This window comes from Archangium violaceum, assembly GCF_016859125.1.
Classification (GTDB): Bacteria; Myxococcota; Myxococcia; order Myxococcales; family Myxococcaceae; genus Archangium; species Archangium violaceum_A.
This window is the reverse complement of record NZ_CP069338.1, coordinates 6494678-6511823: the sequence shown is the minus strand read 5'-3', so window position 1 is coordinate 6511823 and position 17146 is coordinate 6494678. Positions and strand designations below refer to the sequence as shown.

Below are 17146 nucleotides of genomic sequence, written 5' to 3'. Positions count from 1 at the left end.
CGGAGGCACTCATGGCCCGCGGACACAGGACTCCCGAGCAGGACCCGACGGAAGCAACGGCCCGTCCCCGTGGCTACGAGCAGGTGGACCGGCTGTCCGTTCCCCTGCCCCACGGCACCGAGGTGACGACGCGCGTGGAGCGCGTGGCCGGCGACCGGCGCATCCCCCAGGGCGTGGTGGGCCGCGTCGTCCGCGCCCGTGGCGGTGGCTTCGACGTCCAGATCGTCGGCGTGGGCGAGCTCTGGTACGCCCGTGACGAGCTCGTGCCTCGCAAGCCGGGCCAGCTCCAGTTCGCGCTCCGGCGAGCCGCCACCTGGGACGCCCTGCGCCCCTGCGTGGTGCTGGAGACCGTGGTGGGCTCGCAGGCCTGGGGCCTCGCCAACGAGGCCTCCGACGTCGACATGCGCGGCGTCTTCGGCCTCCCCCTGCCCTGGCACTTCGGCCTCGCCGACAAGGCTCGCGACCTCGTCAGCGCCGATGGCAGCCATACCTTCTGGGAGATCTCCAAGGCGGTGGAACAGGCCCTCCGGGCCGACCCCAACACCCTGGAGATGCTCTTCGTCCCCAGCGCCCGCGCCTCGGACGAGCTGGGAGAGTGGTTGCTCGCCGAGCGCGAGGCCTTCGTGTCCAGGGCCATCTTCGGCAGCTTCGGCCGATACGCCATGAGCCAGCTCGACAAGCTCACGCGCAGCCAGCGGCTCGCCGAGCACCGGGACCTGGTGCTCGAGTGGCTGTGCGAGGAGCCCACTCCGAGTCTGGACGAGGTGGCCCGGCGGCTCGCGGCCATCTCCCCGCGCTCCGCGCCCACGCCCGAGGACGCGCTGCTCGCGGCCAAGACGTACCTCAAGCAGCTCTACCGCTCGCTGTGGGACCAGGGCCTCATCGAGGCCAACGACTTCGCCGCCCTCACCCGCTATGCGCGTGGCGGCGGTCAGCGGCCTCCCAGCGCTCGCGAGCTGCGGCCGAAGAACGCCTACAACCTGCTGCGCCTGGTGGTGCTCGCCACCGGGTGGCTGCGGGACGGGGTGCCCACCTTCGAAGTCACCGGCACCTACAAGGCGCGCATGTTGGACATCAAGGCCGGACGCGTCCCGCTGGAGGAGGTGCTGCGGGACGCCGAGGCCCTCGCACCGGAACTGGAAGAGGCCCACCGCACCAGCAAGTTGCCGCAGCTCCCGGACTACGGGCGCGCGGACCGGCTGCTGCGGCGCGTGGGCGAGGAACTCGCGCGGCGCTGGGTGCTGAAGGAGCCCGGGCCGCTCGGCCGTGATGCCCCCGCGCCTCCGGCCGTCGAATGGAAGGAAGAAGAGTCATGACGGACCATCTGATGACGGAACACCAGCGGCGCGTGGCCGACCGCGCGCTCGACGAGGAGTCCTCGCGGCGCGAGCACCTCGTCGTGTCCCTCTCGGGCGCCCACGCGTACGGCTTCCCCTCACCCGACAGCGACCTGGACCTCAAGTGCGTCCACGTCACCCCCACCGCGCATTTGCTCCGGCTGGAGCAGCGCGGCTCCGCCACCGCCGAGCGGCTGGAGGTCGTGGACGGCGTCGAGGTGGATTACTCGTCCAACGAGGTCGGCCCCGTGCTGTTCGGCGTCCTCCAGGGCAACGGCAACTACGTGGAGCGGCTGCTCGGAGCGCATACCCTGCGCGGCTCGGCCGAGCTGGAGTCCCTGCGTCCGCTCGTGCGCCGGGTGCTGTCGCGGCGTCTGCACAGGCATTACCGCGGCTTCGCCCACAGTCAGTTGCGCGAGTGGGAGAAGACGGACTTCCGTTCCACCAAGAAGCTCCTGTACGTGCTGCGCACGGCGCTCACCGGTACTCACGCGCTGCTCACCGGCGAAGTGGAGACGGACCTCACCGCGCTGATGGACCGCTATGGCTTCCGGGAGGCGCGCGAGCTCGTCGAGTGGAAGCGGCGTGGCGAGCGCAGTGAGTTGCCCGAATCCCTCTCCGAGCACTGGCGCGGACAGGTGGGACGCGCCTTCGAGCGGCTTGACTCGGCCTGCGAGCACTCCGTGCTCCCCGAGGAGCCCGTGGGCGCCGAAGAGTTGGAGGCGTGGTTGCTCGAGTTCCGGCGCTCACGGTTCTGAGTCACGGGTGGGAGCACGGGAATGCATACCCTCACCCCGACCCTCTCCCAGAGGGAGAGGGAGAGAGGGTCATGTAATGTTTGCGTCTGGCTGGCGGGAACTTCTCGATGGCGTAGCGCAACATGGTCCTCGGCATCTCTCCGGCATGGCGGTCGAGGAAGGTTTCCTCGGTCGCCATGTTCCTGTTCCCTACCTCGCGCAGCATCCACCCCACCGCCTTGTGGATGAGATCGTGCTCGTCGTGGAGCAGGAGTTCCGCCAGCTTCAACGTGTGTGTGAAGTCTCCCGCCCGGATGAAGGCGAAGGTCGCCATGATGGCGATGCGCCGCTCCCACAGCACTGGCGAGCGTGCGAAGTCGTAGAGCTGCGGCACGTGCTCGGGATGCTCGAGCAGGTATGCGCCGATCAGTCGCGGCGCCACCGTGTCCACCAGGTCCCAGTTGTTCATCCCCGCCAGGTGCTCCCGGCAGAAGGTGAAGAGGCGTTCGCGTCCGGCCTCGTCCGCCCGCTCGAACTGCTCCACGAGGATGACGAAGCCGGTGAACCGGTGCTCGTGCAGCTTGCTCCGTAACAGCTCACGCACCTGCTCCAGGGGGAGGTTCTTGTGGCGCCGGGCGATCCGCCGCTGCTCCGGGACGGTCACGCCCAGGAACACGTCCCCTTCGGCGTATCCCCCCGGGCCCGTCTTGAAGAACTTCGGAAAGAAGGCGGCCTTCTCGGGATCGGCCGCTCGTGCCAGCTCGTCCTGGACGCTCTTCGCGGAGGGAGTGCTCACAACAGGGAGTCTGGCCGGGACAGGGGTCGGGGCGCTAGCCTCCACCGCCGTGTCCCTTGATCCGCTTGATTTCGCCGCCACGCCCGAACGCATCCGCGCGCTCGCCGATGCCGGTGTCCTGACGCCCTCGGGCATGGAGCAGGCCCTGCGGCTCGCCGTGGCCTCTCCAGCGCGGCCCGCCTGGCGGCGCTTCCTGTCCGCCGTGCTGCTCGGCTTCGGCTCGTTGCTCGTGCTCTCCGGCGTCATCTACTTCTTCGCCTACAACTGGGCGGCCCTCCACCGCTTCGGGAAGATGGGGCTGCTGCTGGCGGCCATCCTCGCGGCGTCCCTCGCGGCCTGGCGTCTGGGTGAGGGGCTCGCTGGACAGTTCGCCCTCCTCTTCGCGGCGGTGCTCGTGGGCCCGCTACTCGCCGTCTACGGGCAGGCGTACCAGACGGGCGCCGATCCCTATGAGCTGTTCATCGGGTGGAGCCTGCTCGTCCTGCCCTGGGTGGCGCTCGCGCGCTTTGGCCCCTTGTGGCTGTTGCTGCTGCTCCTCGTGGACACGGGTATCTGCCTTTATTGGGAGCAGGTCGCCCTCGGAGAGGGTTCCACGCTGCTCCTGGTGCTCGGGCTGGTGAACGGCGGGGCCTGGGCCGCGCACGAGCTCCTCGCGGGGCGTGGCATTCCCTGGCTTCAGGGCCGGTGGCTGCCCCGGGTGCTCGCGATGATGACACTGGCACCGCTGCTCGCGCTGGCGACCTACATGGTGGCGGAGCCTCGCGAGGCGGACACCGCGAGCCGCGTGGCGTTCGGCCTGCTCCTGGGAGTGATGGTCGCGGCGTATCTCTTCCACCGCTTCGTCCGCTCCGAGCTCTTCCTTCTCACCCTGGACGCGATGAGCGCGATGACGCTGGTCACCACCTTGATTGGCCGCGCCCTGTTCAATGAGAACCGCTTCGAGCCGGACGTCTTCTTCGTGATGGCCCTGGTCATCATCGGCGAGGTGGGACTCTCGGTCTGGTGGCTGCGCGCCGAGGCGCGTGGCTCGGAGGAGGTGTAGCCATGGCGCTCAAACCCTCGCTCCGGGAGGTTCTGCCCGCCGAGTTCCAGGAACAGGCGCGCGCCGCGCTCGCAGCCTCCCGGCAGGCCACCGCGGCCATGCCCTGGTTCGTGCGCGTCCTCATCGGATTCGGAGCCTGGTTCTCCTCCCTGTTCCTGATGGCGTTCCTCTCCCTGGGAGTGGTGATCGGCGAGGAGGTGGGCGCCATCATCCTGGGCCTGCTGCTCACCGGAGGTGCCGTCTTCCTGCGCCGTCTGGGGGACAACGTGTTCCTCACCCAGCTCGCCCTGTCCACCGGACTGGCCGGGCAGGGCCTCTTCATCGGTGGCGTCGCGGTCCTCTCCGAGAGCGCGGAGGCGGCGGCCATCGCCACCATCGCTATCCAGGGGGTACTTCTCTTCGTCTACCCGGATGCCATCCAGCGTTTCCTGTCCGCGCTGTTCGCCAGCTTCGCGTTGATGCTCCTGCTGCGCCTCACCGCGCCCGGCGTGCTGGTGGACGTGGCGCTCGTGGGCCTCACCCTTCTCGCGCACCACCTCCTGCTCCAACAGGGACGGCTCCAGAGTGGGCCCTGGGGTGCGATGGTGACGCCCGCGGCCTTCGGGCTCGTCACCACGCTCCTGTCGTCATTGGTGATGCGCAGCTGGTTCCATGACATCTACCGCGAACTCTTCCGCCACGGCGCGGTGGAACTGCCACCCGGCGTGCTGACCCTGGGACTCGCAGTGGTGACGCTGTACTCGGCCTGGCGCGTGCTGGAGGAGACGGGCTCCGAGCCCGGTGGAATCGCGGGCGTGACGGCCTTCGCCTCGCTCGGGCTTCTGGCGCTCCTCACGCTCCAGACCCCCGGAGTCATCGCCGCCACCGGCGTGCTCCTGCTCGGTTTCCATCGGCGCAGCGTGGTGATGCTCGGCATGGCCGTGCTCTTCGTGCTCGGCTTCGGCGTGGGCTACTACTACGACCTCCAGCTCACGCTGTTGGCCAAGTCGCTCGCGCTGCTCGGCGGCGGCCTGGTGCTGCTCGGCCTGCGTCTCTTCATCCTGCGCCGCTTCCCCGCTACCGAGGAGGTGCGCTGATGCGCGCCCGCGTCATATTTGGCGGACTCGCCCTGATCGTGCTCGTCCTGGTGGTGCTGGTCGTACGCAAGGAGCTCGTCCTCGCCCACGGCACGCCCGTGCTGCTGGAGCTCGCACCCGTGGATCCGCGTTCGCTCATGCAGGGCGATTACATGGTGCTCGACTACGCCATCAGCCGCGAGGTCCGCGATCCCGACCCGTTCGCGGACTCGGACCCGAACACGGAGGACGGGCGCCTCGTGCTCCGCCTCGACGAGAACGGCGTGGGGCGCTTCGTCCGCCGTGATGCGCCCGGCACCCCGCTCGCCCCAGGCGAGCTGCTGCTGCGCTACAGGGTACGCAAGGGTCGCGTGCGCCTGGGTGCGGAGTCCTTCTTCTTCCAGGAGGGCCACGCGGACCAGTACGCCGACGCGAAGTATGGCGAGCTGCGCGTGGCCGATGATGGCTCCAGCGTGCTCGTGGGTCTGCGGGACGCTGAACGACAGCCGCTCGGCGCACAGAGCAGGTAGATACCCTCACCCCGACCCTCTCCCGGAGGGAGAGGGAGTCTTGGTCTTCACGGGTTGCAGCACGAAGATGCTGTCGAGCCTGATTTCTCTCCGCTTCCGTGGCGCATCCACCTGGTAGTCGAAGTCGTAGACCGCCAACACCTGGAGTCCCGCACGGCGGAACAGCCGCCGGATCTGCGGCAGATCGTATGTGCGGAAGTACCAGTGCGTCTCGATGAGCAGGTCCTTCCCCGGCCCTGTTATCCGCAGCCGGTTCCGCATGGCCGAGCGTCTCAGGCGGGGATCCGGCAACCCCTCGTGGGTGTTGCACACCACCGTGTCCTTCCCGAGCCGCTCCACCCACCGCTCGTGCTCCGCCTTGTCCCGCTCATAGTCCGTCAGGTGGAAGCCGAGCACGTACACGCCCTCGGGATTCAGCAGCCGCCGCGTCCCCTCCAGGTGCGCGAGCGCCGCCTTCTCGCTGTCCAGGTAGCGGAACGTGGACACCAGGTTGAAGGCCAGGTCCACCTTCCCCTCCAGCTCCGGCTGGTAGAACTCCTCCATGCGGGCCTGATGGAGGCGAACCCTCCGGCGCATGGCCGGAGTGAGGCGTCGGCGGGCGTGGGCCAGCATCTTCTCGGAGATGTCGTAGCCCACCACCTGGTAGCCCCGGCGCGCGGCCTCGGCGACGAGCCGGCCCGCCCCACACGCGGGCTCGAGCAACCTCTTGCCCCCCGTGCCGTAACGGCGGCTCACCTCCAGCAGGAAGTCCATCTCCCGCTCGGTGTCCGTGCCGAAGATGGCCTCGTAATACTCGGGATGGTCGTACCAGTCGGAGAGTCGTTCCATGGATGAAGTGCCGCGCTCGTGGCGGCATGCATCCTCGGCGCCGCGCCATGAAAAGCAAGTGCGCTCGTCACCCTCCTGGTGACTTCCGCGGTCAGTGCCGGTCTTCCTGTTTCAGAAGGCGGCCCGCGAGGCGGATGAGGTCCGTCTCCGTGAGGATTCCCACCAGCCGGCCCCCGTCCTCCACCACCGGAACACACCCGAACTTGCGGTCGAGCATCTTGTGGATGGCCTCCTGCACCGAGCTCTTCGGCTTCAACGTCTCCGGTGAGCGCGTCATGACGTCCCGCACCTGCATCGGTGGCGCTCCTGGCGCCCTGTCCTGACGGGCCAGGGCCCGAATCAGGTCCCGGTGACTCACCAGCCCCACGAGCTTTCCATCCTTCACCACCGGCAGGTGACGGATGTCATGTTGGGCCAGCAGATCGTCCCCCCGGACGATGTCATCGTCCTCGTTCAGGGTGACCAGCTCCCGGGTCATCAGTTCCTCGACGGTGAGCATGTCCTCCTCCGGATCGCTCGACACACCACCCCACAGGATGGGTCTTCGGAGCGTCCCCTGCATCCGACAGGGGCTCAACCGTCCCGGCACTGCTCTGGTCGGTTGCTTACAATGCGGCCGTCCTCAGTGGTGACCCGGCAGCTCCGTCATCTGCGCGAGCGCCAGCATCAGCAGCAGGCCCGCCGCCAGCGCCACCAGGTTGCGCCCCCGGTTGTCCTTGCCGTGCCGGTTCACGTGCGGCAGCAGGTCCGACACCGCCACGTAGAGGAAGGTGCCCGCCGAGAAGGCCAGCGCCCTCGGAGCCAGCGCCTCGAAGCGCAGCACCGCGTCGAAGGCGAAGTACAGCACCGCCCCCACCGGCACCATCAGCCCGTACAGCACCGAGAAGAGCAGGATGCGCCTCGAGCTCTTCCCCTCCGCCTTCAGGATGGAGGCCAGCGACAGCGACGAGGGCACCTTGTGCGAGGTGATCGCCATCAACGCCATCAGCCCCACGCCCTCCTTCACCGCCGAGCCCAGCGCGATTCCGTCGAACAGCGTGTGCGCCGACAGCCCCAGGAACGCCGTCAGCCCCAGCGTGTGGCCATGCACGTGCTCCTCGCACTCCGGCGGCTCCTCGCACGCGTGCGTCAACACGTACCGCTCCAGCACCATCAGGAACACGAACCCCGCCGGCACCAGCGCGAACGCCCAGAATCCGCCCCCGTGGTACGCCTCGGGCAGCATGTGGAAGAAGGCCGCCCCGAACATCACCCCCGCCGCGAACGCCAGGAACGTCACCAGCTTCGTCGGTGTGCGGGTGAGCACCACCACCAGCGCCCCCACGACGGCGCCTAGCAGGATGACCAAGGAGTAGGAGGAGAGGGCTACAGCGAAAGGCATGGGGGACCCGACGGGGGGGCCCGACACCTAGCACAGATCGCTCGGGGTGCAACCCGGGGGGCGCGTTACCCTCACCCCGGCCCTCTCCCGGAGGGCGAGGGAGGGGGCGCTCAGTAGTAGCTGCGCACCACGACGACGTGCACCCGGCCCGGTTTCACCTCCACCTCCCGGGCGGTACGCAATCCCGCGGCGTCCACGTGCACCGTGTGGTGGCCCGCCGGCAGCCGGAAGCGGGCCAGTTGGAACTCCGCCGGCAGTGACAGCCAGGAGCGCAGGTCCGGCTGGTTCATCGCGTTCAGGACCACGAAGGTCAGCGCCCCCAGCTCCTTGCTCTTCGTCAGCGCCCCCGCCCCCGCCGCGAGCCCCGCCTTCAACGCCACCCCGGCCACCTGTTTCGCCAGCATCCGGCCAATGCGCTCGTTCAGGTGCACCTTCGCCACGTCCGCCAGTGACGTCACCGTCACCGTTCGCTGCTTCGCGCCATCCTCCACCCACACCTTGGCCTGCGAAGGGTTCCCCCGGTCCCGGTACACCGGCACCTGGATGATGTCTTGCGTGTCCATCCGCCGGTCCGCGGGCTCCTTCTCCGGCGACAACCCCGCTTCCACCACCACGATGACCTGGCCCTCGTCCGGCCCCAGTGGCGCGTGCTCCACGTCCGGGAAGCGCTGACGCAGCTGCTCGTATTCGTCCAGCCGCCCCGTCTTCTTCGCCAGCCGCAGCAGCGGCTCCGCCAGCCCGCCCAGTCGCGGCTCCAGCTCGAGCGCCTTCGCGTAGTCGATGTACGCCGAGTCCCACTCCCGCTGGTCCTCGTAGAGCACGCCGCCGATGTAGCGCGCGATGGCGAGCTGCTCGTAGGGCTTCTTCTCGTCGGAGATCATCTTCGCCAGACGCTCGTTCACGCGGCGGACCTCGACGAGCGCTTCCTCGTCCTGGCCCAGCTGCGCGTAGTTGAGCGCCTGGAGCACGGAGATCATCAGCTTCTCGAAGTCCTCGCCCCGGTAGGCGCGCTGCCGCTCGTTGGTGACGAGCGCCCCGGCCTCCTCGCTCACGGAGACGACGTCCAGTTCCGCCGACAACCGGTCCGCCTCCGCCAGCACCTGGATGCTGTCCCGCCACCGTCCCGCCGCGTGCAGCACCATGCCGCGGTCCAGCAGCACCAGCAGCGTGTCCTTGCCGGAGTCATGCTTCGCCACCGACTCCAGCTCGGCCAGCGCGAGCTCGTACGACTCCGACTCGTACGCGGTGCGCAGGCCCCGCGTGCGCGCGATGTAGTCCCCCGCGCAGCCGGACAGCAGCATCAAGCCCGCGAGCGCGAGCACCGCCCACGGGCTCGCGCGGTGACAGCGGAAGAGGCTCATGGTCGCGCTACCAGGAGACGGGCTTCTTCTCGAACTTCTTGCGGATTTCCTTCTCGTCCGTCCACTCCACGAGGCCCGTGCGCACGTTGTTCAGCTTCGCGGTCATCTTGTAATAGACGAGCTTGTCGTTGCCGACCTGCTGGATGATGGAGGAGATCTCCCCCGTGAGCAGGTAGTCCGCGCTGGCCTGCTCGCCCGGGGCCTTGGCCGCGTCCGGGCGCACGTAGCCCGACTGCTGGTACTCGTACTCCTCGGCGAGGTCCTCGCGCGCCGCCTTGTCCAGCAGGGCGAACCGGCCCGTCTGGGCCAGGCCCGTCTGGATCTTGTCGCCCAGCGAGGCCATGTCGATGTGCTCGGACGTCTTGTTCTTGAGTCGGCCCACCAGCACCACCGGCAGCTGCTGCGAGGGCTGGGAGAAGCGCGGCGCGCCAGCCAGCGAGTTCACCATCTTCTTGGCGATGAGCTGCAGATCGTTCTCGTTGAACTGATCCGACAGCATCTCGATGGTGTTCGGGTCCTCGTAGGTGCCGCGGGTGAAGGCGCGCGGCCCTCCGCAGGCGGCGAGGAGCCCGGCGAGGGAAACGGTGACGATGAGACGGGTCTTCATGATGGAGTGCACTCCTAGTTCCATTCGCATTCGAAGCGGCTGCCCTGGAAGTTCCACTTGTAGGCGAGCACCGCGTCACGCCGGTACCCGGCCGTCAGCCTGCACAGGCTCTGCAGGGACGCACGCGGGTACTCGAAGGTGTAGAGCTGGGCCTTGGCCCGCTCGGTCTCGGTGAGCTGGGAGGGATGGGTGAGCGTCGGGTTGGCGCTGGCCGCCACCATCACCCGATGCGTACCGTATGTCTTGAGCGGCACCTGCCCGGCCAGCTGGATGCGGCGCACCGTGCGGGCCCGGAGGATGTCGCTGCGGTCCACCATCGTCTCGTGCTCGTTCTGGCGCGAGAGCAGCTCCGGCAGGTTGGCGGAGAACACGCGCGTCAGCTCCCCGTCCTCCACGAAGAAGTAGAGGAAGGCCTCGCGCGCCGTGCGGCTCTCTCCGGTGAAGTCCAGCGTCACCAGCAGATCCAACCCCCGGTTGGGCTTGAGCGCGTGGGTGGACACCGCGTCCAGCACGCCCTTGGGCACTCCCGCCTGCTTGAGACGGATGAGCCCATCCGCGCTCGCGTCGCAGGCGCAGCGGCGCTGCTCGATCATCTTCACGAGCTGCGCCTCGTCGAAGCCCGCCTGGGCCAGCTTCGCCACCTCCTCGTCGGTGAGCGGCAGCTGATCCGTGCGCTCGTAGATGCGCGGCAGCTGGTTCGGATCCCACTGGATGATGTTGTAGGTCTGCGTCTGGCCCGGGAAGGGCAGCACGGGCTGGCCGCTGGCGGTGGAGGTCCGGGGCGACTCCGCACGGACCTGACCGGTGGCGAGCGACAGGGCGGCAACGAGAGCGTGGACGAGCATGGCGTTAGAACCTGTAGCCGACGTTCATGAACACGCGGTTGGTGATGCCGTGGTCCGCGAAGGGGATGTCCAGGGCGTAGCCCAGGCCGAGCACCACCCGCTCGCTGGCCAGCAGCATGTCCACGCCCACCTGGGGCGAGATGCCGAAGCGGAAGCCCTCGTCGGGGATGACGAAGGCGCCGGCCTTCAGGCCCGCGTTGAAGCTCAGCGGGAAGCCGTAGGTGCGGAAGCGCGGACCCACCAGCACGTTCAACTGCTCGTTCTGCAGCACATAGGCACCACTGATGTCGAACTGGTACCAGTCAGCACCCCAGAACGAGGCGGTGGCACCGACGAACAGCGGCGGCCGGCCCCGATCCATGCGCGACAGCTCCGCGGCGAACGCCGCGCCCCAGTTCAGCTCCAGGGAGAAACGGTTCTCCGACACCCGGGAGTAGCCACCCTTCCCGTACTCGGATCCCTCGGGACCATCGGTGCGGCCCCGACCCTGGGCATGCGCCGACAGAGGGACCACCATCGCGGCCGCCAGCGGGGCGGCCCTCCACAACCTGGCAAGACGCTTCATCACAGGCTCCACGAACGTGCAGCTGACCCGCCCCTCGGACGCGGAGGGGGGCGGGATATTCAGCGCGACTCGGGGAGGAGGGCAAGAACTCCGGCGCCCTCAGGCCCGGGGAGTGGCGGGCGGAGGGGGCTGCGCCTGCTCGCCGACTGGCGGCTGGATCGGAGGGGTACGGGGCTCGGTACGGGTGGTGGGCAGCCAATCGGGCCGCGCTCGCAGGTACGCCATCATCTTCTCGCGCACCAGGCAGCGCAGGTCGAAGAGGTTCCCCGGATCGGCGCTCACCAGCACGCGCACCTGCAGCGTCCGATCCAACACGTCCTCCACCACGACGGTGGACACACGCCCATCCCACATCGCATTGCCCTCGTTCTCCAGGATGCGCCGCAGCTCCACCCTCAGCGCCTCCATGTCCGTGGTGAAGTCCACCAGCAGCCGCACCGGGCCCAGCATGCTCTTCCCGCCCTTGCTCCAGTTCTGGAAGGGCTTGTCGAGGAACTGGGGGATGGGGATGACCAGCCGCCGCTCGTCCCACACACGCACCACCACGTACGTGAGGGTGATCTCCTCCACCGTGCCGAACTCGTTCTCCACCACCACCTGGTCGCCAATGCGGATGGGCTGGGTGATGGAGAGCTGGATGCCGGCCAGCAGCGAGGAGATGGACTTCTGCGCGGCCAGACCGATGACGAGGCCCGCGATACCGGCCGAGGCCAACAGCGACACGCCCACGTTGCGCACCGTCTCGAACTGCATGAGCAGCAACGCGGCCGCGATGATGTAGGTGGCCGCCTCGAAGACGGAGCGCAGCACCACCAGCTGGGTGTGCAGCCCCCGGGCCCGTGAGGCGTCCTTCGCATCCTTCGTCACCGACTGCTGGACGACCTGCGCCGTCACCCGCAGGAAGCGCAGGACGAACCACGCCACCGACACGATGAGGAGCGAGGTGAAGAGGTGGGTCGCCACGTACTTGGCAGTGGGAGGTAGCAACAGCAGCGCCGTCCCCAGTGCGCCGAGCAGCGAGAAGTACAAGAGCCGCAGCGGCCCCTTGATGGAGGACACCAGCGCGTCGTCCCAGGTGATGCGCGTCCAGCGCGCAAGCCGCCCCAGGAGCGCCAGCGAGAGCTTCTCCAGCACCACGCTCAACACGACCGCGAGCACTCCCGTCGCCAGAAGGCCCAGCCACTGCCACAGCTCCAGCCCCAGCACCGGCTTGTCGAAGAACACCGGCGGCAGCACATCTCCCACCAGCGGGCCGAACTCCTCGTAGAGCGGATCGATGGCCCGGACCGTTGCCTCACTGAACACCCACACCAGCGTACCTTCATTGACGCGCACACGGGCGAGCCGGATGGGGTAGGAGGCATCGCCCACCGAGAGGGAGTCGATCTGATCGAACCGGGGATTCTCCGGATCGCCCTCCGGCGCCTTGCTCAGGTTGGTGATGGCCCCCAGAGGCAGCTTGTGGTCCAGGACGTACTTGAGGCGCTGGGCCAGCCGGGCGCCCTCCGCCTTCTGTTGGGCCAGGGGGAGGTAGTCCAGGTCCAGGTAGTGGGCGGCCAGCTCGTAGTTCCCCTTGTGGACGGCATCGGAGAACCCCTTGGCCGCCGCGTAGGGCGTCTGCCGGTCCACCGAGGGGGGAGGATCCCCCAGACCGTTGTTGAGGGCCCAGGCCCCCGGCGGCAGGAGGACGGACAGCAGGAGGCACAGTCCAGTCAGGGCGCGGCTCATGGCCGCCTCTTACTGCCCACCGCGACCCCGACCCGCAACATCAATAATGTTCTGGATGCTCGCCCGGCTTCCAGGGTAGCGGACGACACCTCCCCCCTGGATTCCAGCCTGACGAGAAACCCTTGGAGCCATCAACAGCCCTGGGCTAGAAAAGGCCGCCCAGGAAGAGGTCGCCGTGCAAGAGAAGCGCAAAATCCTCCTCATCGACGACAGCGAGATCACCCTCGCCATGGAGAAGGCCGTGCTGGAGGCGCGCGGCTACGAGGTCGTCGCCACATCCACGTTGATGGAGTTCGAGAAGACCCTGCAGACGTGGAAGCCGGACCTCATCCTCACGGACATCCACATGCCCGAGGCCAAGGGCACGGACATCTGCCGCACGCTCAAGAACGAGTACGGCACCCAGGACATCCCCATCATCCTCTTCTCCAGCCTCCCGGACGACGAGCTGAGCAAGCTGGCCGAGCAGGTCGGTGCCGACGGCAGCCTGTCCAAGGTGAACGGACTGGAGAAGATGGGTGAGAAGATCGACGAGCTGGTGCAGAGCATCATCTGGTGACGCCGTGAGGCGGCTCGTCACCAGCATGGCCTTGTTGGCGGCGCTCTCGGGGTGCTCGCGCAAGGAGTCGCGCCCCGCCGAGGCGGAAGCGGCCCCGCGCGTGGACACCCCGGCGAAGACGGAGGCCCGAGGGGCCATCCTGTTCTTCTCCGCCGACGTGCGCGGCTACCTGGGCCCCTGCGGCTGCAGCGAGAACATGCGCGGAGGCATCGCGCGCGCGGCTTCGCAGGTGAAGGAGGCCGGAAAGGGCGCCCTGCCCGTCTTCTACGTGGACGGCGGTGACAGCCTCTTCGGGCACTCCACCCTGAAGCCGGAGCAGGTGCCCCAGGAGGAGCGCAAGGCGAAGGCGCTCGCCGAGGCCATGAAGCACATGGGCCTGAAGGTGCGCGCGGTGGGCGAGCTGGACGACACGCGCGGCGCCGACTTCCGCCAGGGGCTGGGACTGCCCGAGCTCGCGCCCGGCGGGGAGAAGGTGATTGCCGCGGGGGCTCGCAAGGTGGGTGTGGTGAGTGCCTCGGACGCGGCCGGGTTGAAGCAGGCCGGTGCCAGGGCCCGGGCCGGGGGCGCCTCCTTCGTGGTGGGCCTCTTCCACGGCACCATGGAGGACGCGCAGCGGGCCGCCGCCACGCCGGAGCTCGGCGTGGACCTGGTGCTGGCCACCCACACCGCCTCCGAGTTCGACGGCGAGCAGAACAAGCTGACGCGCGACGCGGTGCCCGTGGTCGCGCTGCAGAGCAAGGGCCGCTCGCTGCTGCGCGTGGACCTGTCCTACGGCGCGAAGCCGGGCCGCTTCACCCCGCAGAAGACGGCGGAGGACGCCGAGAAGGAGGCCGCCTCCATCGACCGGCGCATGGAGCTGCTGGACAGGGAGATCAACCTCCCTGGCGTCGACCCCCAACTCAAGCGCCTCAAGCAGCAGAAGCGCGAGGAGCTGGTCGCGCGCCGGCAGGCCCTGCTCACCGCGCCGGTGGCCGCGGCCGGGGACACCGACAGCTTCACCCTGCGCTTCGTCCCCCTCGAGTCCACCCTCCCCTCGGATCCGGACACCCTGGCGGTGGTGAACGCCTATGACGCGGACGTGGGGAAGATGAACCTGGAGTGGGCCCGGGAGCACGGTCAGGACTGCCCGGCCCCCCAGAAGGGACAGGCCGCCTTCGTGGGCAGCGCCGCCTGTGCCGAGTGCCACGCGGACACCTTCCCGGTGTGGGAGGCCTCCAAGCACACCCGGGCCTGGAAGACGCTGGAGGAGGTGGGCAAGCAGTTCCACCTCAACTGCACCAGCTGCCACGTCACCGGCTGGGAGCAGCCCGGCGGAGTGTGCCGCCTGGACAAGGTGGCCGGCCGCGAGAACGTGGGGTGCGAGAGCTGCCACGGCCCGGGCTCCCTCCACGTCGAGGACCCCTCCACCGACAACATCACCGCCCACCCGGGGCAGGCCGTGTGCGTCACCTGCCACAACCCGGAGAACTCGCCTCACTTCGACTTCGCCACCTACGTGCCGAAGATCCTCGGCCCCGGCCATGGCAAGCCACTGGAAGTGAAGCGCAAGCCGTGAAACACATCCAGGCGGTACGATTCTTCCCGCTTAAAGCGTCCGGAGGGAAGATGGCCCGCCTGGATGCTTGTTTGAGCGGATTGAAAAGCATCGAACACTTGAGACCCCAATCAACCCGGCCCACCCGGCAGCCGGCCTCCAGGTGACCATGCCGCCCTTCAGCCTGCTCCTCCTGGTTCTCGCCTCCGTCCCGCCGTCCAGGGACGCGGTGCCGACGCCCTCGGTCCCCCCCGCCATGCGGGCGCCCGGCGCCGAAGACAAGCCGATGCGCGTAGCGGGCGCCGCCCAGGAGCCCGCGGTCCCCATCCAATCCGCCGAGGAGATCCTCAAGGATCTGGCGAACGAGCCCACCGAGGACGCCGGGGCCGCCGAGGAGGACGAGGCCTCGGAGGAGTCCACCGAGCTCGAGGAGCTGCGGGCCCTGGAGGGGGCCACGTTGGATCCCGGCGCCCGGCCCAACGCCGAGGTGCTCCAGTCGCTGCGCCGCCTGGGCATGGCCAACCCGCTGCGCCTGCGCATGCTGGACGCGCTGGAGGAGCCCACCTTCCGCGAGGACGAGGAGACCGGCGAGCTGCCGCTCATGACGGACCTCTCCAACTTCGACGTCTCGCGGGTGCAGGCCCGCTACGACATCCCGGTGGAGATGCAGCCGCTGGTGGCCCAGTACATCCAGTTCTTCCAGGGGCCGGGCCGCAAGTGGTTCAGCAAGTGGGTGAGCCGTTCCACGCGCTACCTGCCGGTGATGCAGCCCATCCTCGAGGCCCACGGGCTGCCTCGTGACACGGTGTACCTGGCGATGATCGAGAGCGGCTTCTCCCCCACCGCCTACTCGTGGGCGCACGCCTCCGGACCCTGGCAGTTCATCGCCAGCACCGGCCGCCAGTACGGGCTGCGCCAGGACTTCTGGGTGGACGAGCGCAGGGATCCCATCAAGGCCACCTACGCCGCCGCGCGCTACCTGAAGGACCTCTACGCCGAGCTGGGCCACTGGTACCTGGCGTGGGCGGGCTACAACACGGGCAGCGGCCGGGTGCGGCGGTTGATGGAGCGGCTGGGCACGAACGACTTCTGGGCCATCTCCTCCCCCGCGGAGAAGGGACTGGCGCTGGAGACGCGGCACTACGTGCCCAAGCTCATCGCCGCGGCGCTCATCGCCAAGCACCCCGCGGCCTTCGGCTTCTCCGAGCAGGAGTTCGTCTACGAGCAGCCCCTCACCTTCGACGAGGTGAAGCTCACCGACGCCACCGACCTGGATGTCATCGCCCGGGCGGCCGGCGTGTCCGTGGCGCAGATCCAGGACCTCAACCCCGAGCTGCGGCGCTGGTGCACCCCGCCCGCGACCGCGAAGAACCCCTACGTCCTGCGCCTGCCCAAGGGCTCGGCCCAGCAGTTCGCGGAGAACTTCGCGCGCCTGTCACCCAAGGAGCGGCTCACCTTCCGCGTCCACAAGGTGAAGCGAGGCGACACGCTGTCGCAGATCGCCCTCACCTACGGCACGGCCCCCGAGGCCATCCTGCAGATGAACCGGCTCAAGAGCGTGCGAACGCTGAGGGTGAACGCGGAGCTGGTGATTCCCGTGCCAGCCGTGCGCGGTGGAGGCAAACCGGCCGGTGGAGCGAGCGCGCTGGCCCGCAAGGTGGCGCAGGCGCGGCGCAGCGGCGTGTCGGTGCTGCGCCCCGAGGACGAGGTGCCTGCGGGGACGCCGCGCGGTCCGGTGGCCACCGGCCCCATCAAGACGGAGACCATCAACGGCCGCAAGCGCGTCACCTACGGCGTGCAGTCGGGTGACAGCCTGTGGGCCATCGCCCAGCGCTTCCAGGTGAACGTGGACGACATCCGGAAGTGGAACAACCTGACGGTGCGCGCCAGCAAGAAGGCCCTGAAGGTGGGCTCCGTGCTCTACTTGTGGCCGGACAACGCCCCCAAGCAGGTGGAGGAGCGCGCGGGCACCGTCATCGCCCAGCGCGCCCCCGCCGGCAACGCGGGCCGCCCCAGCGGCGTGCACGAGCTGGCCGCGGGAGAGTCGCTGTGGAGCGTCGCCCAGCGCTACGGCGTGTCCGTCGAGGACATCAAGCGCTGGAACAACATCAAGGACACGACTCGCTTGCCCACCGGCCTGCGGCTGGTGGTGAAGGCGCCGTAGGCTCGTCCACCAAGAGCCGGGCTCGATTGTCGCCTGTCAGACAACCGATTACGCTCCCCTGAAACGGCAAAAGGGGA

Annotated in this window: 17 protein-coding genes; 8 read left to right on the top strand and 9 right to left on the bottom strand. The window is 68.8% G+C overall.

The features are described from left to right. Nucleotides 1-11 precede the first annotated feature (11 nt). Nucleotides 12-1316 (top strand): DNA polymerase beta superfamily protein, encoded by a 1305-nt coding sequence (locus tag JQX13_RS27845; RefSeq protein ID WP_203402514.1) that lies wholly within the window; start codon nucleotides 12-14, stop codon nucleotides 1314-1316. Then, on the top strand, nucleotides 1313-2095 hold the full coding sequence (locus tag JQX13_RS27840; protein WP_203402513.1) for a nucleotidyltransferase domain-containing protein: 783 nt from the start codon (nucleotides 1313-1315) through the stop codon (nucleotides 2093-2095). Before JQX13_RS27845 ends, JQX13_RS27840 begins: the two co-directional genes overlap by 4 nt. A 31-nt stretch (nucleotides 2096-2126) precedes the next feature. On the opposite strand, the gene JQX13_RS27835 is transcribed toward JQX13_RS27840, so the two are convergent. Beyond that, nucleotides 2127-2870: a DNA alkylation repair protein gene (locus JQX13_RS27835; RefSeq protein WP_239013897.1), complete on the bottom strand. Its 744-nt coding sequence runs from the start codon at nucleotides 2868-2870 to the stop codon at nucleotides 2127-2129. A gap of 49 nt (nucleotides 2871-2919) precedes the next feature. Between JQX13_RS27835 and JQX13_RS27830 the strand changes: the two genes are divergently transcribed. From JQX13_RS27830 to JQX13_RS27820, 3 genes are read left to right on the top strand one after another with little or no spacing between them, the layout of a single operon-like run. Beyond that, the gene (locus JQX13_RS27830; protein ID WP_203402511.1) at nucleotides 2920-3912 is read left to right on the top strand and encodes a DUF2157 domain-containing protein; all 993 of its coding nucleotides are present in this window, start codon (nucleotides 2920-2922) and stop codon (nucleotides 3910-3912) included. A gap of 2 nt (nucleotides 3913-3914) precedes the next feature. Continuing rightward, entirely contained in the window at nucleotides 3915-4988 is a 1074-nt protein-coding gene (locus JQX13_RS27825) for a DUF4401 domain-containing protein (RefSeq protein WP_203402510.1), read from the top strand. Next, the gene (locus JQX13_RS27820; RefSeq protein WP_203412239.1) at nucleotides 4985-5497 is read left to right on the top strand and encodes a GDYXXLXY domain-containing protein; all 513 of its coding nucleotides are present in this window, start codon (nucleotides 4985-4987) and stop codon (nucleotides 5495-5497) included. Before JQX13_RS27825 ends, JQX13_RS27820 begins: the two co-directional genes overlap by 4 nt. 6 nt (nucleotides 5498-5503) lie before the next feature. On the opposite strand, the gene JQX13_RS27815 is transcribed toward JQX13_RS27820, so the two are convergent. The 8 genes from JQX13_RS27815 to JQX13_RS27780 form a co-directional block, all read right to left on the bottom strand. Next, complete coding sequence (locus tag JQX13_RS27815) at nucleotides 5504-6325, bottom strand: class I SAM-dependent methyltransferase (protein WP_203402509.1); 822 nt, start codon at nucleotides 6323-6325, stop codon at nucleotides 5504-5506. A 91-nt stretch (nucleotides 6326-6416) separates the two neighbouring features. Further along, nucleotides 6417-6824, bottom strand: a complete 408-nt coding sequence (locus JQX13_RS27810) for a CBS domain-containing protein (RefSeq protein WP_203402508.1) — start codon at nucleotides 6822-6824, stop codon at nucleotides 6417-6419. Between the two features lie 123 nt (nucleotides 6825-6947). Continuing rightward, nucleotides 6948-7706, bottom strand: a complete 759-nt coding sequence (locus tag JQX13_RS27805; RefSeq protein WP_203402507.1) for a ZIP family metal transporter — start codon at nucleotides 7704-7706, stop codon at nucleotides 6948-6950. 110 nt (nucleotides 7707-7816) lie between these two features. Continuing rightward, nucleotides 7817-9067: a COG3014 family protein gene (locus JQX13_RS27800; RefSeq protein WP_203402506.1), complete on the bottom strand. Its 1251-nt coding sequence runs from the start codon at nucleotides 9065-9067 to the stop codon at nucleotides 7817-7819. Between the two features lie 7 nt (nucleotides 9068-9074). Beyond that, nucleotides 9075-9674: a penicillin-binding protein activator LpoB gene (lpoB, locus tag JQX13_RS27795; RefSeq protein WP_203402505.1), complete on the bottom strand. Its 600-nt coding sequence runs from the start codon at nucleotides 9672-9674 to the stop codon at nucleotides 9075-9077. A gap of 14 nt (nucleotides 9675-9688) precedes the next feature. Then, nucleotides 9689-10519: a hypothetical protein gene (locus tag JQX13_RS27790; protein ID WP_203402504.1), complete on the bottom strand. Its 831-nt coding sequence runs from the start codon at nucleotides 10517-10519 to the stop codon at nucleotides 9689-9691. 4 nt (nucleotides 10520-10523) lie between these two features. Next, the gene (locus JQX13_RS27785; RefSeq protein ID WP_203402503.1) at nucleotides 10524-11084 is read right to left on the bottom strand and encodes a hypothetical protein; all 561 of its coding nucleotides are present in this window, start codon (nucleotides 11082-11084) and stop codon (nucleotides 10524-10526) included. Between the two features lie 99 nt (nucleotides 11085-11183). Further along, a complete protein-coding gene (locus JQX13_RS27780) occupies nucleotides 11184-12812 on the bottom strand; it encodes a mechanosensitive ion channel family protein (RefSeq protein ID WP_203402502.1) in 1629 nt (542 codons plus the stop codon). Nucleotides 12813-12987: 175 nt separating this feature from the next. Between JQX13_RS27780 and JQX13_RS27775 the strand changes: the two genes are divergently transcribed. The 3 genes from JQX13_RS27775 (at nucleotide 12988) to JQX13_RS27765 (ending at nucleotide 17069) form a co-directional block, all read left to right on the top strand. Further along, nucleotides 12988-13371, top strand: a complete 384-nt coding sequence (locus JQX13_RS27775; protein ID WP_203402501.1) for a response regulator — start codon at nucleotides 12988-12990, stop codon at nucleotides 13369-13371. Nucleotides 13372-13396: 25 nt separating this feature from the next. Continuing rightward, nucleotides 13397-14926 (top strand): multiheme c-type cytochrome, encoded by a 1530-nt coding sequence (locus JQX13_RS27770; protein WP_203412238.1) that lies wholly within the window; start codon nucleotides 13397-13399, stop codon nucleotides 14924-14926. A 148-nt stretch (nucleotides 14927-15074) separates the two neighbouring features. Next, nucleotides 15075-17069 carry a LysM peptidoglycan-binding domain-containing protein gene (locus tag JQX13_RS27765; RefSeq protein WP_203402500.1) on the top strand — a complete coding sequence of 665 codons (1995 nt, stop codon included), beginning with the start codon at nucleotides 15075-15077 and terminating at the stop codon, nucleotides 17067-17069. Nucleotides 17070-17146: the final 77 nt, after the last annotated feature.

Bases quoted from the DNA above. Each gene is read 5' to 3' on its own strand.
- JQX13_RS27765 (WP_203402500.1), top strand. From the start codon at position 15,075: ATGCCGCCCTTCAGCCTGCTCCTCCTGGTTCTCGCCTCCGTCCCGCCG.
- JQX13_RS27815 (WP_203402509.1), bottom strand. From the start codon at position 6,325: ATGGAACGACTCTCCGACTGGTACGACCATCCCGAGTATTACGAGGCC.
- JQX13_RS27825 (WP_203402510.1), top strand. From the start codon at position 3,915: ATGGCGCTCAAACCCTCGCTCCGGGAGGTTCTGCCCGCCGAGTTCCAG.
- JQX13_RS27810 (WP_203402508.1), bottom strand. From the start codon at position 6,824: ATGCTCACCGTCGAGGAACTGATGACCCGGGAGCTGGTCACCCTGAAC.
- JQX13_RS27840 (WP_203402513.1), top strand. From the start codon at position 1,313: ATGACGGACCATCTGATGACGGAACACCAGCGGCGCGTGGCCGACCGC.
- JQX13_RS27780 (WP_203402502.1), bottom strand. From the start codon at position 12,812: ATGAGCCGCGCCCTGACTGGACTGTGCCTCCTGCTGTCCGTCCTCCTG.
- JQX13_RS27785 (WP_203402503.1), bottom strand. From the start codon at position 11,084: ATGAAGCGTCTTGCCAGGTTGTGGAGGGCCGCCCCGCTGGCGGCCGCG.
- JQX13_RS27805 (WP_203402507.1), bottom strand. From the start codon at position 7,706: ATGCCTTTCGCTGTAGCCCTCTCCTCCTACTCCTTGGTCATCCTGCTA.
- JQX13_RS27800 (WP_203402506.1), bottom strand. From the start codon at position 9,067: ATGAGCCTCTTCCGCTGTCACCGCGCGAGCCCGTGGGCGGTGCTCGCG.
- lpoB (WP_203402505.1), bottom strand. From the start codon at position 9,674: ATGAAGACCCGTCTCATCGTCACCGTTTCCCTCGCCGGGCTCCTCGCC.
- JQX13_RS27770 (WP_203412238.1), top strand. From the start codon at position 13,397: ATGGCCTTGTTGGCGGCGCTCTCGGGGTGCTCGCGCAAGGAGTCGCGC.
- JQX13_RS27790 (WP_203402504.1), bottom strand. From the start codon at position 10,519: ATGCTCGTCCACGCTCTCGTTGCCGCCCTGTCGCTCGCCACCGGTCAG.
- JQX13_RS27845 (WP_203402514.1), top strand. From the start codon at position 12: ATGGCCCGCGGACACAGGACTCCCGAGCAGGACCCGACGGAAGCAACG.